Source organism: Pacificoceanicola algae (assembly GCF_049341065.1).
In the GTDB taxonomy this organism is placed as follows: Bacteria; Pseudomonadota; Alphaproteobacteria; order Rhodobacterales; family Rhodobacteraceae; genus Pacificoceanicola.
This window is the reverse complement of the sequence record NZ_JBMPIX010000008.1, coordinates 18,784-34,200: the sequence shown is the minus strand read 5'-3', so window position 1 is coordinate 34,200 and position 15,417 is coordinate 18,784. Positions and strand designations below refer to the sequence as shown.

The 15,417-nt window shown below is 58.3% G+C and carries 18 protein-coding genes; 15 read left to right on the top strand and 3 right to left on the bottom strand.

Going from position 1 to position 15,417, the window contains the following annotated elements; all coding sequences use genetic code 11:
* The first annotated feature begins 18 nt into the window (after window positions 1-18).
* The 14 genes from ACOYQJ_RS13325 (at window position 19) to ACOYQJ_RS13260 (ending at window position 10,401) form a co-directional block, all read left to right on the top strand.
* On the top strand, window positions 19-564 hold the full coding sequence (locus ACOYQJ_RS13325) for an NnrU family protein (protein ID WP_422906521.1): 546 nt from the start codon (window positions 19-21) through the stop codon (window positions 562-564).
* Between the two features lie 5 nt (window positions 565-569).
* On the top strand, window positions 570-773 hold the full coding sequence (locus tag ACOYQJ_RS13320) for a DUF1737 domain-containing protein (protein WP_422906520.1): 204 nt from the start codon (window positions 570-572) through the stop codon (window positions 771-773).
* Between the two features lie 2 nt (window positions 774-775).
* Window positions 776-1,804 carry a MaoC family dehydratase gene (locus tag ACOYQJ_RS13315; RefSeq protein ID WP_422906519.1) on the top strand — a complete coding sequence of 343 codons (1,029 nt, stop codon included), beginning with the start codon at window positions 776-778 and terminating at the stop codon, window positions 1,802-1,804.
* A gap of 109 nt (window positions 1,805-1,913) precedes the next feature.
* Window positions 1,914-2,117 carry a hypothetical protein gene (locus ACOYQJ_RS13310; protein ID WP_422906518.1) on the top strand — a complete coding sequence of 68 codons (204 nt, stop codon included), beginning with the start codon at window positions 1,914-1,916 and terminating at the stop codon, window positions 2,115-2,117.
* A gap of 215 nt (window positions 2,118-2,332) precedes the next feature.
* Window positions 2,333-2,716 (top strand): succinate dehydrogenase, cytochrome b556 subunit, encoded by a 384-nt coding sequence (gene sdhC / locus ACOYQJ_RS13305; protein WP_422906517.1) that lies wholly within the window; start codon window positions 2,333-2,335, stop codon window positions 2,714-2,716.
* A 14-nt stretch (window positions 2,717-2,730) separates the two neighbouring features.
* Window positions 2,731-3,102 (top strand): succinate dehydrogenase, hydrophobic membrane anchor protein, encoded by a 372-nt coding sequence (sdhD, locus tag ACOYQJ_RS13300; RefSeq protein ID WP_422906516.1) that lies wholly within the window; start codon window positions 2,731-2,733, stop codon window positions 3,100-3,102.
* Between the two features lie 17 nt (window positions 3,103-3,119).
* The gene (gene sdhA / locus ACOYQJ_RS13295) at window positions 3,120-4,922 is read left to right on the top strand and encodes a succinate dehydrogenase flavoprotein subunit (protein ID WP_422906515.1); all 1,803 of its coding nucleotides are present in this window, start codon (window positions 3,120-3,122) and stop codon (window positions 4,920-4,922) included.
* The gene (locus ACOYQJ_RS13290) at window positions 4,922-5,329 is read left to right on the top strand and encodes a hypothetical protein (RefSeq protein ID WP_422906514.1); all 408 of its coding nucleotides are present in this window, start codon (window positions 4,922-4,924) and stop codon (window positions 5,327-5,329) included. Before sdhA ends, ACOYQJ_RS13290 begins: the two co-directional genes overlap by 1 nt.
* The gene (locus tag ACOYQJ_RS13285; protein ID WP_422906513.1) at window positions 5,329-5,652 is read left to right on the top strand and encodes a hypothetical protein; all 324 of its coding nucleotides are present in this window, start codon (window positions 5,329-5,331) and stop codon (window positions 5,650-5,652) included. The genes ACOYQJ_RS13290 and ACOYQJ_RS13285 overlap by 1 nt, the downstream gene beginning before the upstream one ends.
* Window positions 5,653-5,662: 10 nt before the next feature.
* Window positions 5,663-6,442: a succinate dehydrogenase iron-sulfur subunit gene (locus ACOYQJ_RS13280; RefSeq protein WP_422906512.1), complete on the top strand. Its 780-nt coding sequence runs from the start codon at window positions 5,663-5,665 to the stop codon at window positions 6,440-6,442.
* Window positions 6,443-6,625: 183 nt separating this feature from the next.
* On the top strand, window positions 6,626-6,757 hold the full coding sequence (locus ACOYQJ_RS13275) for a hypothetical protein (RefSeq protein WP_422906511.1): 132 nt from the start codon (window positions 6,626-6,628) through the stop codon (window positions 6,755-6,757).
* Between the two features lie 429 nt (window positions 6,758-7,186).
* Complete coding sequence (locus ACOYQJ_RS13270) at window positions 7,187-7,906, top strand: hypothetical protein (RefSeq protein ID WP_422906510.1); 720 nt, start codon at window positions 7,187-7,189, stop codon at window positions 7,904-7,906.
* A 210-nt stretch (window positions 7,907-8,116) separates the two neighbouring features.
* Window positions 8,117-9,301 carry a type III PLP-dependent enzyme gene (locus tag ACOYQJ_RS13265; protein ID WP_422906509.1) on the top strand — a complete coding sequence of 395 codons (1,185 nt, stop codon included), beginning with the start codon at window positions 8,117-8,119 and terminating at the stop codon, window positions 9,299-9,301.
* 254 nt (window positions 9,302-9,555) lie between these two features.
* Window positions 9,556-10,401, top strand: a complete 846-nt coding sequence (locus ACOYQJ_RS13260; protein WP_422906508.1) for an urea carboxylase-associated family protein — start codon at window positions 9,556-9,558, stop codon at window positions 10,399-10,401.
* Between the two features lie 230 nt (window positions 10,402-10,631).
* Here ACOYQJ_RS13260 and deoD read toward each other — a convergent pair whose 3' ends face one another.
* The 3 genes from deoD to ACOYQJ_RS13245 form a co-directional block, all read right to left on the bottom strand.
* The gene (gene deoD, locus ACOYQJ_RS13255; RefSeq protein WP_422906507.1) at window positions 10,632-11,336 is read right to left on the bottom strand and encodes a purine-nucleoside phosphorylase; all 705 of its coding nucleotides are present in this window, start codon (window positions 11,334-11,336) and stop codon (window positions 10,632-10,634) included.
* 12 nt (window positions 11,337-11,348) lie between these two features.
* Complete coding sequence (locus ACOYQJ_RS13250) at window positions 11,349-11,657, bottom strand: H-NS histone family protein (protein WP_422906506.1); 309 nt, start codon at window positions 11,655-11,657, stop codon at window positions 11,349-11,351.
* A gap of 173 nt (window positions 11,658-11,830) precedes the next feature.
* Window positions 11,831-13,795, bottom strand: coding sequence for a methylmalonyl-CoA mutase family protein (locus tag ACOYQJ_RS13245; protein WP_422906505.1), 1,965 nt, complete (start codon window positions 13,793-13,795; stop codon window positions 11,831-11,833).
* Window positions 13,796-14,056: 261 nt separating this feature from the next.
* On the opposite strand from ACOYQJ_RS13245, the gene ACOYQJ_RS13240 reads away from it, so the two are divergent.
* The gene (locus ACOYQJ_RS13240; protein ID WP_422906504.1) at window positions 14,057-15,400 is read left to right on the top strand and encodes a 1-acyl-sn-glycerol-3-phosphate acyltransferase; all 1,344 of its coding nucleotides are present in this window, start codon (window positions 14,057-14,059) and stop codon (window positions 15,398-15,400) included.
* Window positions 15,401-15,417 lie beyond the last annotated feature (17 nt).

Genomic DNA, 15,417 nt, shown 5'->3' with positions numbered 1-15,417 from the left:
CGAAACAGGGAGACTGTAATGCTGCTCTTGATTCTGGGTGTCGCGCTTTGGTGGGCTGCGCATTTGTTCAAACGGCTGGCGCCTGATGCGCGAGCCAATCTGGGTGACAAGGGGAAAGGGCTGATCGCCGGGGCCCTCGCCGTTTCGATCCTGATGATGATTTTCGGCTATCGCGCCGCAGACGGTGCCTTTTTCTGGGGTCGCCACCCGGCCACCGTGGGCATCAACAACATGATCATGATCGTGTCGCTTTATATGTTCAGTCCCGGCCCCTCCAAAGGCGCGCTGTTCTACAAGATGCGCCACCCGATGCTGACCGGTTTCCTGCTCTGGGCCGTAGCGCATCTTTTGGTGAATGGCGATGTGGCGTCCTTTATCCTGTTCGGTGGGCTCGGGGCATGGGCCTTGGTGGAAATGGCCGTGATCAACCGGGCCGAGCCAGAGTGGACGCCGCCTGTCAAAGGCACCATCAAGAAAGATGTCATTTTTCTTGTTGCCTCGGTCGTGTTGCTGGGTGTGATCGGTATGATCCACACTTGGCTTGGATACCCAACGTTCGGATAACACTCATGAAACTCTATCGCTTTTTGTCCGAGGACGACACCTCGGCCTTCTGTCACAAGGTCACGGACGCCCTGAACAAGGGCTGGGCGCTGCATGGCGATCCGACCTATGCCTTTGACGCAGCCAATGGCGTGATGCGTTGCGGGCAGGCTGTGGTGAAAGAGGTCGAGGGCACCTACACCCGTGATGTAAAACTGGGAGAACAGTAAGAATGGCAAAGACCAATCCGGGCCGCTTTTTCGAAGATTACGCCATAGGTCAGGTCATCGACCACGCCGTGCCCCGGACAGTCTCGGGCGGGGAGCGGGCGCTCTACCACGCGCTTTATCCCGCCCGCCACGCACTGTATTCTTCTGACCAGTTCGCACAACGCTGCGGGCTGAGCGCCTCTCCGATCGACGATCTGGTGGCGTTTCACGTGGTTTTTGGCAAGACGGTGCCGGATGTCTCTTTGAATGCTGTCGCGAACCTTGGCTATGCCGAGGGCCGCTGGCTGATGCCAGTCTATCCGGGTGATACGCTGCGTTCCACGTCCGAGGTGATCGGGCTCAAGCAGAACTCCAACGGCAAGACTGGCGTTGTCTATGTGCGCACCCGGGGGATCAACCAGCGCGACGAAGTCGTGATGGAGTACTGTCGCTGGGTCATGGTGCGTAAGAACGACCTTGATGCGCCGGCGCCGGACACCGTTCTGCCCGATCTGAAAACGGCCCTTGATCCGGGCGATCTGGCGATCCCGCAGGGCCTTGATTTCAGCGATTACGATTTTACCCTCGCCGGCGAGCCGCATCGCTGGGGCGACTACGAGATTGGCGAAAAGATTGACCACGTCGATGGCGTCACCATCGAAGAGGCCGAGCACATGATCGCGACGCGCCTATGGCAGAACACGGCCAAGGTTCATTTCGACCTGACCTTCCGCCCCGAAGGCCGCCTGATCTATGGCGGGCATGTCATCTCAATGGCGCGTGCGTTGTCTTTTAATGGGCTGGCCAATGCCCAGATGATCGTCGGGTTGAACGGCGGCGCCCATGCAAACCCCTGTTTCGCGGGCGACACCGTCAAGGCCTGGAGCGAGGTGCTGGACAAGGCCGAGACGTCGGCTCCCGGCGTTGGTGCCATCCGCCTGCGCCTTGTGGCGACCAAAGGAGGGGAGCCATTCACCTTGAAGGGCGAGGACGGCAAGTATGGCAAAAATGTTCTTCTGGACCTCGACTATTGGGCGCTGATGCCGATGTGATGTTGTTGTCGTCCCGGGGCAGGTCACAAAAAGGAGTCACTCGTGCTCCGATCAAAAGTTAAGGTTTTGTCAGGGAGAGAGAGATTCGCACACTCGATGGGGGCTTTTCATGCCACATACTTCGCTGCCACATGTATCCGAAGAGGTGCTGGCCATACCCGAGGCCAATATCCCTGAAACGCTGCGCGCCTTGATCGAGCAACAAAAATTGTCGACCCTCATGGCGCGAATACACAGAGAACTGAGCTCCGACGATCAAGGGTTGCGTCAGCAAAGCCGGGCGGCCCTCAATCGACTTGGTTTTCCTGAGTGAAATATTCAGGCTAAGAATCAAAGGCATCGTTGGTTAGCGACAAATTCTTTTTGTGTTGCCATGAATTTGTGATCACGGTTTTTCGTGTGTGATCACAAATTAACAGAAAAGACCCAAGTTGCGCCAAAAAACCGCGCTTGTTAGCGCTGTGCCCCCGTGACTTGTGCCACAAAACCATTACAACACAAGTCAAGGGAACCGAAAGGACATCGCTCATGGCCGACGTGAACCGTGGCAACCGCCCGCTGTCACCGCACCTGCAGATTTACCGCCCGCAGTTGAACTCCATCACCTCGATCCTGACCCGCATCACCGGAAACGGTTTGATCGTCGGGTCGCTGCTGATCGTTTGGTGGCTGCTCGCCGCTGCGACCTCCGAAGACTATTTCAACACGGTCAACGCTTTCGTCACCTCTTGGTTTGGCGATCTGATCATGTTCCTGTCGCTTTGGGCGTTGTGGTATCACACGCTGGCAGGCATCCGGCACCTGATCTGGGACAATGCCAAGATGCTTGATCTCGAGAGCGCCGAGAAACTGGGTTGGGCCGTTGTCGGCGGCTCGGTAATCCTGACAATTCTCACCGCATTGATCGTGTAAGGGAGCGCTGAACTATGGCATTTCTGACCGACCGCAAACGCGCCGTTGGCATGGGTTCTGCGAAATCCGGCACTGGGCACTTCTGGGCCATGAAGAAAAGCGCTGTTGCGCTGCTGATCCTCATCCCGTTCTTCGTCTTCACCTTTGGCAGCGCCCTTGGGGGCACGTACGAAGAGGTGCTGGCCTATTACAGCCGCCCCTTCCCGGCGATCATCGCCGCGCTGACCATCGCCGTTGGCTTCAAACACTTCAACGATGGCGCCCAGGTCATGATCGAGGACTACGTCCACGGCACCACCGAGAAAGTGGTGATTTTGCTTGTGACCTGCCTCAGCTATGGCGCCGCCGCTGTCGGCATCTTCGCCATTGCGCGACTGGCCCTCTAAATTCAAGGTAAAGAACAATGGCTGCATACGAATACGAGACGCATGATTATGACGTCGTGGTCGTCGGCGCCGGCGGCGCGGGACTTCGCGCGACGCTGGGCATGGCCGAGCAGGGGCTGCGCACCGCTTGCGTCACCAAGGTTTTCCCGACCCGCTCGCACACTGTTGCCGCGCAGGGCGGCATTGCCGCGTCGCTGTCCAACATGGGCCCCGACAGCTGGCAATGGCATATGTTCGACACTGTAAAAGGGTCGGACTGGCTTGGCGATACCGACGCGATGGAATATCTCGCCCGTGAAGCGCCCAAGGCGGTTTATGAGCTTGAGCATTACGGCGTGCCGTTCAGCCGTACCGAAGAAGGCAAAATTTATCAGCGCCCGTTCGGTGGGCACACCACAGAATTCGGCGAAGGCCCTCCGGTGCAGCGCACCTGCGCGGCCGCTGACCGCACCGGCCACGCCATTCTGCACACGCTCTATGGCCAGTCGCTGAAGAACAATGCGGAATTCTACATCGAGTATTTCGCCATCGACCTGCTGATGGAAGACGGTGAATGCAAAGGCGTGGTTTGCTGGAAACTCGATGACGGCACGATGCATGTCTTCAACGCCAAAATGGTCGTTCTGGCGACCGGTGGCTATGGCCGCGCCTATTTCTCCGCCACCTCCGCGCACACCTGCACCGGCGACGGTGGCGGCATGGTCGCCCGCGCAGGGCTGCCGCTGCAGGATATGGAATTCGTTCAGTTCCACCCCACGGGCATCTACGGTTCCGGCTGCCTGATCACCGAGGGCGCACGCGGTGAGGGCGGTTACCTGACCAACTCCGAAGGCGAGCGTTTCATGGAGCGCTACGCGCCGACCTACAAGGATCTCGCGCCACGTGACTACGTCTCGCGCTCCATGACCATGGAGATCCGCGAGGGCCGCGGTGTTGGCGAGGAGGGGGACCACATCCACCTCAACCTGTCGCACCTGCCTGCCGAAGCGCTGGCCGAGCGTCTGCCCGGCATTTCAGAAAGCGCCAAGATCTTTGCCGGTGTCGACGTCACCAAGGAGCCGATTCCGGTTCTGCCCACGGTGCACTACAACATGGGCGGCATCCCAACGAACTATTGGGGCGAGGTGCTGAATCCCTCCAAGGATGACCCGCAAGCGATTGTGCCGGGCCTGATGGCCGTGGGCGAGGCGGGCTGTGCCTCGGTGCATGGCGCCAACCGTCTTGGCTCGAACTCGCTCATTGACCTTGTGGTCTTTGGCCGTGCCGCCGCCATCCGCGCTGGCAAGATCGTCAACCCGGAGACCGCGACGCTCAAGGCACCCGCGTCAGAGATCGACAAAGCCTTTGACCGTTTTGACGGTCTGCGCAATGCCAACGGTGGCACCCCGACTGCTGAGCTGCGCCTTGAGATGCAGAAAACCATGCAGCGCGATGCTGCGGTGTTCCGCACGGCCAAGACCATGGCCGAAGGCGTCGAGGCGATGACCGCCATCGCGGCGAAGTTGGACGATATCAAGGTCACAGACCGCAGCCTCGTCTGGAACTCGGACTTGATGGAAACGCTGGAGCTGACAAACCTCATGCCCAACGCGCTGGCCACCATCGTTGGTGCCGAGGCACGCAAGGAAAGCCGCGGGGCTCATGCACACGAGGATTTTGCCACTCGCGACGACGAAAACTGGCGTGTGCACACGATTTCGCGCGTCGAGGGCAACAAGGTTGATCTGACCTACCGCCCGGTGATCGTCGATCCGCTGACCACCGAAGCGGAAGGCGGCATTGAGTTGAAAAAGATTGCTCCAAAAGCGAGGACGTTCTGATGCGCAAGGTTTTGACAGGGGTAGGGGCCGCCGCGATTCTGGCCGTTTCGCTGAGCGGCAGCGCAGGGTTTGCCGACTCGGTTCAGGCCGAATCCGAACGCGGCCAGCGCGATATCCTGCTGGCCTGTCAGGACCGCCTGTTTGGCGTGCCGCCCAATGGCGCTGAAACCTATATTGAGACGACCTATCGCAATGGCTATCCCATGCTGAGGGTGGTCGAAGGCGGGGTCGTCAGTGCTGGCGCCGCGCACGAGATCAATGCCTGTGCGGCGCGTCATCTGGGCTTTGCTGGCCCAGAGGGCAGCGGTTACGTGACACGCTCCAACGGCGGGATGATGAATTTGTCGGCCGGATGCAACCCGGGCGCGCCCAAGTTGTACAAGGGAAACTCCTATTGTTTCAACTGATGGGACATAGGGTTCGCGGGGCCGTCTTGCTTGCGGGCCTTGGTCTGGCGGCGTGCTCGCCGCAGGCACAGGATCAATTCGCCCGCGAGGCTGCGCGCTCGGCCATCACCCCGGTGGTTGCCGAACGCTTTCCCGGTGTTCCGGTCGAGCCCACGATTAATTGCATCATCGACAATGCCAGCGCTCCGCAAATCCGGGCGCTTGCGCTCGACAGCGTGGCTGGCCCGACCCAATCCACGGTGGAGATTGTCACCAACATCGTCTCAAAGCCCGAGACATTGACCTGCCTGGCAGCCGAAGGCTTGCCCGCTTTGCTTCTATAAGGAGAGAGAGATGGTTCAATTCACCCTCCCCAAGAATTCCAAGATCCGCACGGGTAAGACATGGCCCAAACCGGAAGGATCGACCAACACCCGCAAGTTCCAGATTTATCGCTGGAGCCCGGAAGATGGAGAAAATCCCCGTGTCGACACTTACTTCCTCGACATGGACAAATGCGGGCCGATGGTTTTGGGCGCGCTCATCAAGATCAAGAATGAGATCGACCCGACCCTGACCTTCCGTCGGTCCTGCCGCGAGGGCATCTGTGGGTCTTGTGCGATGAACATTGACGGGATCAACACGCTGGCCTGCATCTATGGTCTCGACGAGATCAAGGGCGACGTTAAGATCTATCCGCTGCCGCACATGCCGGTGGTCAAGGATCTGATCCCTGACCTGACCCATTTTTATGCGCAGCACGCCAGCATCATGCCTTGGCTCGAGACCAAGACCAACCGCCCGGCGAAAGAGTGGAAGCAGTCCATCGAGGATCGCAAAAAGCTTGATGGTCTGTATGAATGCGTTATGTGCGCGTCCTGTTCGACCTCTTGCCCGAGTTACTGGTGGAATGGCGACCGGTACCTTGGACCGGCGGCGCTGCTGCATGCCTATCGCTGGATCATCGACAGCCGCGATGAGGCCACAGGCGAGCGTCTGGATGAGCTTGAGGATCCCTTCAAGCTGTATCGCTGCCACACCATCATGAACTGCGCCCGCACTTGCCCCAAAGGGTTGAACCCGGCGCTGGCGATTGCCGAAATCAAGAAGATGATGGTGGATCGCGCTGTGTAAGCGCCGAATCCTGTAAATTGCTGAAAAGCCGGTCCTTTTGGGCCGGCTTTTTGGTTTTGGATTCCCCTGCGGAAACTTGCTTCTGCCGCAAACCGCCTTTGCGCGATTGTTTGATGTACGAGGGCAGGGCAAGGCATAGTTTGCGGTCAGGGAAGAGGAGTCACAAACAGGAAGACACCTCCTATGAACAAACTGCAGAAGTCCCCCGCAGAACGCGCCCTTGAAGCCCTTGAACAGGCATGGGCCTATTATACCCCGGAAAAGCGTCCGGTTTGCGAGTCGCCCGTTTACGAAGACTTGCCAGTCGCGGCTTGATCCGGATTGGTACGATCCAGAAAGCTGAACACGCAATGTTTGGACCGTCGCAGATCACACGCCGTATCTGCTCGGAATCTGACTGATCTCCACCCGGGATCACGGGTTTCTCAGCCTCGGGGTTGAAACTCATGGACCCGGGAGCCGCATGTTGACAATTCCTGCGCATATCAGTCGCACCATGCCTCTGAGTGCGGCCCTTGCGGCAACTTTCAGAGCTGCCTAGGCTTTTGGAATGATTGTTGTCGTCGGCGTTCTCATCGCTTTTCTTCTTGTCGTCATCTTTTCGAACCGGGCAACGCGCCGGTGCCGTTGGCGTGAATATCGTGACGGAACCGAAAGCCGTTGGACCTGCGTCAATTGCGGTAAGGAAACACGCGGACCGCAGGGCAAACCCCCCAAGATCTGCGTGAATCAGAGCGACCAGCGATGAGCGAGATTTCGTTCCTCTGCCCGCCCGAACTTGAGGGCCGGATCCCACCGCCTGTACCCGCCTCCAAGGAACTTCCGGAGTGGTTCCGCGCCTTGCCCCGAGAGATGGACATGATGGACGCGCATGGGTTGCCCGGATTGACCGTTCGCGCCTGTCTGCCAGTGGCCGATGTGATGTCGCTTGGCTGGATCATTCCACTGCCTTACAGCATTTCGACCGGGGCAGATCCTCAAACCGGCCAGTTGCAGTTTCACTGGAGTCGTGACGTCGCCTTTGCCCCCTTGGACCTTCATCATCCCGGCCAAATTGGCGCTGACAAACCGCCTTTTCAAGGCAAGCAACCGCTCAAATTCATCAACCCGTGGCGGGTGGTTCTGCCTGCCGGATGGTCAGCGGCATTTCTTCATCCGATCAATCATTTTGAGCTTCCATTTCAGACGTTCAGTGGTTCCGTGGATTGCGACGCGCTGGATGTCCCTATCAATGTGCCATTTCTCTGGACCGGTGAGACCACCGAGATGACATTGCCCGCAGGTACGCCGATGGTGCAGGTCATTCCCTATCAGCGCGCGGCAATGACCCTGCCGTCCGAAACCCGGGCCGAGACCCCGCAAGAAGCCGCCGCCCGTGCCCAGGCTCTGACACGAAAACACAGTGAAGAATCTGTCTATGCTCGCGAATGGCGCCGCCGCCACGAACGCGGCAGCCGGGAATGATGTATCCCACAAACATTTATTTCAAAATTTCTCGTAAAAGGGGAAATTTCTTCTTGATCGAATCCGCCTTTGGCCTCATATGCCCGCTCACAGACGCCAACGCACGCACCTCTGGCGAAAGGGGTTACACCCCTAAGGTTACGTAGCGACGGTAACGTCTCCCTTTATACTGGTCGGGCCATGTTGGCCCGGGTCTGATCGGAGATGACTATGAACGCCTACGTAACCGGGCTCGCCGCCTGTGATTCCCTGTCCGCAACCCAATCTTCGCTCAGCGCCGCAGAGGCCTATATCGGCATGCACAGCTTTGAGCGCCCGACGCTGGTGATTGATCGTGCCGCCGTCGCACGCCAGTATGCTGCGCTGGCCCAAGGTCTGGGACGTGCGCACATCCACTATGCCGTAAAAGCCAACCCAGCCCCTGAAATCTTGTCCACTCTGGTTGGGCTTGGCTCGGGATTTGATGCCGCATCGCGTGTCGAAATTCAGGCTTGCCTGGCCGCTGGCGCCACGCCGGACCGCATTTCCTTTGGCAACACCATCAAGCGGGCCTCCGATATTGCATGGGCGCACGAGGCAGGCATCACCCTGTTCGCCGCAGACGCCGAAGAAGAACTGCTGAAGCTGGCGCAAAATGCGCCCGGTGCCCGCGTCTATATCCGTGTCATCGTCGAGAATTGCGAAGCCGACTGGCCGCTGACCCGCAAATTCGGCTGCACCCGTGACAAGGTGCTTGGCCTGATCGACCTTGCCAAGTCGCTGGACCTGTACCCGGTTGGCCTGTCCTTCCACGTCGGCTCGCAAACGCGCCGCGCCGCGATGTGGGCGCCGGTGCTGGATCAGGTGGCGGCGATCTGGAAAGCCGCGCAAGACGCTGGCCACGAGCTGACCTTGCTTAACATCGGCGGCGGGTTCCCGGCCTTTCACGGCCAGAGCATCGACGCACCCGCAAACTATGCCGCTGAGGTTATGTCGCAGATCCGCGCTCGTTTTGGCGCTGTCGAGCAGATCATGGCCGAGCCGGGCCGCGGCCTTGTGGCCGAGGCAGGCGCAATTGCCGCCGAGGTTCTGCTGGTTTCGCGCAAGTCTGACAATGATCTGCACCGTTGGGTCTATCTCGACATTGGCCGTTTTTCGGGACTTGCCGAAACCGAAGGCGAAGCGATCCGCTATCAATTCATGACCTCGCGCGACCACGAGCCGACAGGCCCCTGTATCCTTGCAGGCCCGTCCTGCGACAGCGCGGATGTGCTGTACGAAAAGCAGCCGGTCCAATTGCCGCTGGGTCTGGCTTCGGGCGACCGGATCGTGATCCGCAATTGCGGAGCTTACACCTCGACCTATGCGTCGGTTGGCTTCAACGGCTTCCCGCCGCTGGATGTCGTGGTGATCTGACCCCATCAGCGTGTTCCTTGACCGGGGCGCGCCGACAATTTCGGTGGTCGTGAATAGCGGCGACTGCGGGCCTGCGGTTAACCCTGACCGTAGGCCCTGCCTTTTTTGGGCTTACGTTGTGGTGAGGGTCGGGGTTTGGGTGCTCCGGCACAGTTTCTTTTCCAAATCCCGAAAACCAGCTCGCTTCACTGGGCGCATGTGTCTGGACAGAGCGCAGCCAAAGGCCTTAGCTGTGCAAAACCACAGGAGAGGCCATGACTCAAGCCCCATCTGACGCCGAGGCGCGCCGCGCCGTTTTGCCTGTCATTTGCTATCCCAACGAAAGCCTGCCGCAACCGGATATGGCGCTTTACGGGCGTGCCTTGGCGACCGCCGCTGTGACGGAAACCGTGATCGCCGAGCCGCGCCAGGCTTGTTCGTTCAGTGTTCCCAAAGGTCACTTTTTCCGCATTACTTGCACCGAGGGCTCACAAGTTGGCGATTTGAACCTGTGGAATGCCAACGATCTGTCCGAACGGTTCTATTCAGGCAAGACCCGCGCTTTGCACGGCACGCATCTGTCCGTTGGAGAACGGATGTGGTCGAACTTTCCGAATTTGCGGCCGATGGCGACGATCGTCGAGGACACGCTGGAGTGGTATGGCATCGACGCATTCGGAGGCTCGGTCCATGACGTGATCGGGACGCGGTGCGATCCTTATACCGGGAACCTATTGCAGGGCAGCCAGTATCACCATTGTTGCCATTCGAACCTGACCCGCGCTCTGGCGCAGGCGATGGATCTTCGTCTGGATCAAGCTGAGCCACATGTCCACGACGTTCTGAACGCCTTCATGTGCACGGGCTTTACCCGTGATACCGGGCAATATTTCATGAAGGCCAGCCCGGTTCGCCCCGGCGATCATCTGACTTTTTTCGCCGAGATCGACCTTTTGGGCGCGCTAAGTGCCTGTCCTGGCGGCGATTGCGGGTCCGAGCACAGTTCGGATATGGCATCCTGTCATCCACTGAAGGTCGACATTCTTGCGCCCGATCCACAGATGTTGGAGGCGTGGCACGAACCAGCGCGAAATGGCTATGACGGCAGTCATGGGCTGTAGGGCGGTGGTCTACTCGGTCACGGCCTGAGATGACATGCGCGCGATCGGATTCCTGTTGCCGTGCGGCGACCTCAACGACCTGAATCCCAAAATTTTTGGCGTTGAATGTCACCAATTTTGTGGTTTTCGACGGTGGCAACAATAGCGCCGCTCTTGCTGCCCACAAAAAGGGAGGCCCCGCCAGTGCCAAAGGCGCTGTGCGGGGGGGGCTTTATCAAGGGGCTGTGATCTCAGGAAAAAGCGGCGTCCAACGCAATTTCCACCATGTCGCCGAAAGACCGTTCCCGATCCTCGGCGGGCAGGGCCTCATGGGTAATTAGGTGATCGGAAACAGTTAGGACCGCCAAGGCGCGCACGCCATAGCGCGCGGCAAGATTATAAAGTTCGGCCGCCTCCATTTCGACGCCCAGAATTCCATGTCGGGTCATCTGTTCGTTCAAATCGGGACGCTCGTCATAAAATACGTCTGAGGAATAAATACCGCCAACGTGGTGCGTTACGCCGCGTTTTTCTGCAACCTCGGCAGCCGCCCGCAAAAGGCCGAAGTCCGCGCAGGGTGCGAAGTTCAATTCCTTAAAAATTCCGCGCGACGGGGTTGAAAGTGAAGAGGCAGTCATTGCGAGAATAACGTCGCGAATACCGACGGTTTTCTGCATCGCGCCGCACGATCCAATTCGGACCAGCGTTTTTGCGCCATAATCCTTGATCAGCTCATTGGCATAGATCGACAGGCTCGGCATTCCCATGCCCGAACCGTGGATCGTCACACGGTTGCCTTTGTAAGTTCCCGTATACCCAAGCATTCCGCGGACGCGGTTGACGCATTCTGGATTGTCCAGAAAGGTTTGAGCCGCCCATTCTGCCCGCAGTGGATCGCCGGGCAAAAGGACTGTTTCTGCGATCTGCCCAGGTTCAGCGCCGATGTGAAACGTCATATCGCAATCCGATTAAAGGCTCAGATCGTCAAGCGTTTTTCCGGAGGCCAAGGCCTCGATCACCCAATTGGGTTTGCGACCGCGGCCTGTCCAGGTCTGGCTGGGATCGGCGGGGTTGGCATATTTTGGTGCGCCCTTGGACCCTTTGGCACCTGAGCCGATCACTTCATCCAACGAAAAGCCAAATTCTTTTGCGGCTTTTTCAGCAGCACGTTTCGCCTCGGCCATTCGGCGCGCATCAACAGATTTCAGGGCTTTTTGAGCGTCTTTGATCAGAGCTTGCAGCTCGTCCCTCGAAAGGTTGTCCAGATCGATATTCATTCTTTGTCTCCATATACCAGTTGGAGAAATAGAAATTATCGCCAATATCACAAGGCATTATTTTGTGGCAGGCGCAATTGAACGAGCATATTGGCTGGAATTCGCGCAAAAAAAACAAGGCCACGCCCTGTTATAGGGAATGGCCTTGCGAGCTCGCAAGCTGCGGTTGAGCCTTATTCGGCGGCAACTGCCTTGGGATCGGCCAGAGTCACGACATCGCGCATAATGGCGTTTAGTTCGAAATCCTTTGGGGTATAGACCTTGGCGACGCCCATGGCCAATAGCCGCGCCGCATCGTCGTCCGGGATGATTCCGCCGACAACGACCGGAGTACCTAGTCCGGCCTCGCGCATGCGCTGCATAACCTCTTCGACCAATGGGATATGGCTGCCAGAAAGGATCGAAAGACCCAAGACATGGGCGCCGTTCTTTGCGGCCTCGACAATCTGCTCTGGCGTCAGGCGAATACCCTCATAGTCGATGTCCATTCCGCAATCTCGCGCACGAAATGCAATCTGTTCAGCACCGTTGGAATGACCGTCAAGCCCCGGCTTGCCGACAAGGAATTTCAATCTTTGACCAAGGCTGTCGCTGACCGCGTCGACCATGGCACGCAGGTCGTCCAGACCTTCGGTCTTGTTCGACACAGCCTTTGAAACCCCGGTGGGCGCACGGTATTCGCCATGAACGGCGCGCATCTCGCCCGCCCATTCACCGGTGGTGACGCCCGCCTTGGCACAGGCGATCGACGCCGGCATGACGTTTTCGCCCTTTGCAGCTGCTTTTCTCAGGGCTGCGAGTGCGGATTTGACAGCCACGTTGTCCCGCGTCGCACGCCACTCGTTCAGGCGTCCGATCTGTTCCTGTTCAACCGCCGGATCGACCACCATGATGCCACCGTCTTCGCCGACCAACGGGCTGGCTTCTCCGTCTGTCCAGCGGTTCACGCCGACCACAACGGTTTCGTTGCGCTCGATCCGTCCCAGACGTTCGGCGTTCGAGTCCACCAAGCGGCCCTTCATATAGTCGATCGCGCCAATCGCGCCGCCCATTGACCCGATATTCGCCAATTCGGCGCGCGCTCCGTCCTTCAGCGCCTGGACCTTGCGATCCACTGCAGGATTGTCATCAAACAGGTCGTCGTATTCCAGCAAATCGGTTTCATACGCCAGGATCTGCTGCATGCGCATTGACCATTGTTGATCCCACGGGCGGGGCAGGCCAAGCGCCTCGTTCCAGGCCGGCAACTGTACGGCACGCGCGCGCGCTTTTTTGCTCAGTGTCACTGCGAGCATTTCGATCAGAATGCGGTAGACGTTGTTCTCGGGCTGTTGTTCCGTCAGGCCAAGGCTGTTGACCTGCACGCCATAGCGGAACCGGCGGTATTTGGGTTCGTCTACGCCATAGCGTTCCAACAGGATTTCGTCCCAGAGATCGACAAATGCGCGCATCTTGCACATCTCGGTGACGAAACGGATGCCTGCATTCACAAAAAAGGAAATCCGCCCGCAAAGCGCCGGGAAATCTTCGTCGGCGACGCGCGGCTTTAACTCGTCCAGAACGGCAATTGCCGTGGCAAGCGCAAAAGAAAGCTCTTGTTCGGGGGTCGCGCCAGCCTCTTGCAAGTGATAGGAACAAACATTCATCGGATTCCATTTGGGAACATGTCGATAGCAGTATTCAGCCACATCCCCGATCATCTTGAGGCTAGGTTTCGGCGGGCAGATATAGGTGCCGCGCGACAGGTATTCCTTGATCAGGTCGTTCTGCACCGTGCCTTGAAGCTTGGAGATATCCGCCCCTTGTTCCTCGGCCGCCGCAATATAAAGCGACAGCAGCCAAGGGGCTGTCGCGTTGATCGTCATTGAGGTGTTCATCTGCTCCAGCGGAATTTCCTGAAACAGCGTGCGCATGTCACCCAGATGACAAACTGGGACACCGACCTTGCCAACCTCGCCGCGCGCCAGAACATGGTCGCTGTCATAACCCGTCTGTGTCGGCAGGTCGAAGGCCACAGAAAGACCGGTCTGACCCTTGGCAAGGTTATTGCGGTACAGCGCGTTGGAGGCGGAGGCCGTCGAATGGCCGGCATAGGTGCGGATCAGCCAAGGCTTGTCACGTGTCTGGGTTTCGGTCATCTGGGTCTCCGGTCAGGGCAATTTGGCGTGGCAATCTTATTGCGTTTGGAAAGCATTACGCGAAAGAATATGTCTCTGTCAATTCGCCGCGATGCGGCGATTGCAGTTGCAGCATAGTCTGAAGGCCTGCGTGTCGCCAATGCAATGCGGTATTTTTGCGGTATCAGACCTGTGCAGTCTGTTCGCTGACCGAGCAATGCCCTGAGAGCTGCTTGCGTTCTGCCTCTTGCGCAGGCAGTTTTCGCCTGCCACCGTCAAGCCATGATGTCCCCTGTGACTCTTCCGCTCTGGCTTTTCGTCCTGATCCTGCTTTTTGCGGGTGTGACTTTTGCCTCGCATTTTCTGTTCCCTTCAGTGCGCTGGTTCTTCCGGCGCAGGATGGAGCGGGCCGTTGCCCAATTGAACAAGCGCCTGCAACGTCCCATCCAGCCCTTCAAGCTGCTTCGGCGCTACGATCTGATCCAGCGGCTGTGTTATGATCCTGAGGTGACTCAAGCCATTGTGGATTACGCCCAAAAGAATGGCGTAAGAGAGGACGTCGCCTTTGAGCAGGCCCGCCGTTATGCGCGTGAAATCGTGCCGTCATTTTCGGCCTTTGCCTATTTCGGCTGGGGCGTGCGGGTGGCGCGGATTTTGTCGAATGCGCTTTACCGCGTGCGTCTGGGCCACCATGACCCGCAAGAGCTGGCAGGGATCGATCCAAATGCCACGGTGATTTTCATCATGAACCATCGCTCTAATATGGATTACGTTCTGGTCACTCATCTCGCGGCGGATCGGACCACACTGTCTTATGCCGTAGGAGAATGGGCGCAGGTCTGGCCGTTGTCACGGTTGATCCGCTCGATGGGCGCCTATTTCATCCGGCGTCAGGCGCACGATGCCCTGTATCGCAAAGTCTTACGGCGCTACGTGCAAATGGCCACAAGCAGTGGCGTCGCTCAGGCGATTTTCCCTGAAGGTGGGCTAAGCCTGAATGGGGCGTTGCGACCGCCCAAGCTTGGCCTGCTCAGCTATATTGTCGAGGATCTCGACCTTGAGGCGCGGGATGTGGTCTTTGTGCCTGTGGCCCTGAATTATGATCGGGTGCTCGAAGATTCGGTTCTGATTGAAAAGGCGAAATCCAGATCTGAACGCTTTGGCGCGTCGATCACCGTGGTCTTTCTGGCTGTTCTCAAACAGCTCTGGTTGCGGGTGACCGGGCGGTTCCACCGATTTGGCTATGCCGCGGTGAGTTTTGGCAAGCCGTTGTCCTTGCGGCTTTATCCCGAAGTCGCTGAAGACCCAGAAGTGCTTTCCGAAGTATTGATGAACCGCGTCGCTGAGATTGTGCCTGTGCTGCCCGTTCCGCTTGTTGCCCACATAATGCTGCAAGGCCCCGCGACCCGTGCCGAGATTGAGCGCGCCTTTTCCAAAGCCCTTGAGGCTTTGAACGAAAGCCATGTGCATCTACCGCGCGGAAATCGTGACTACGCAGTGGAAACCGGCCTGCGTCCACTTCTGGAACGCGGTGTTCTTTTGGAGCAGGACGGAGTGTTTTCCATCGAGGATGGCAGGCGGGAGGTGGTGGAGTTTTACGCCAACTCGATCTCGCACCTGTTTTAGCGCCCGCTGCCCCCAGC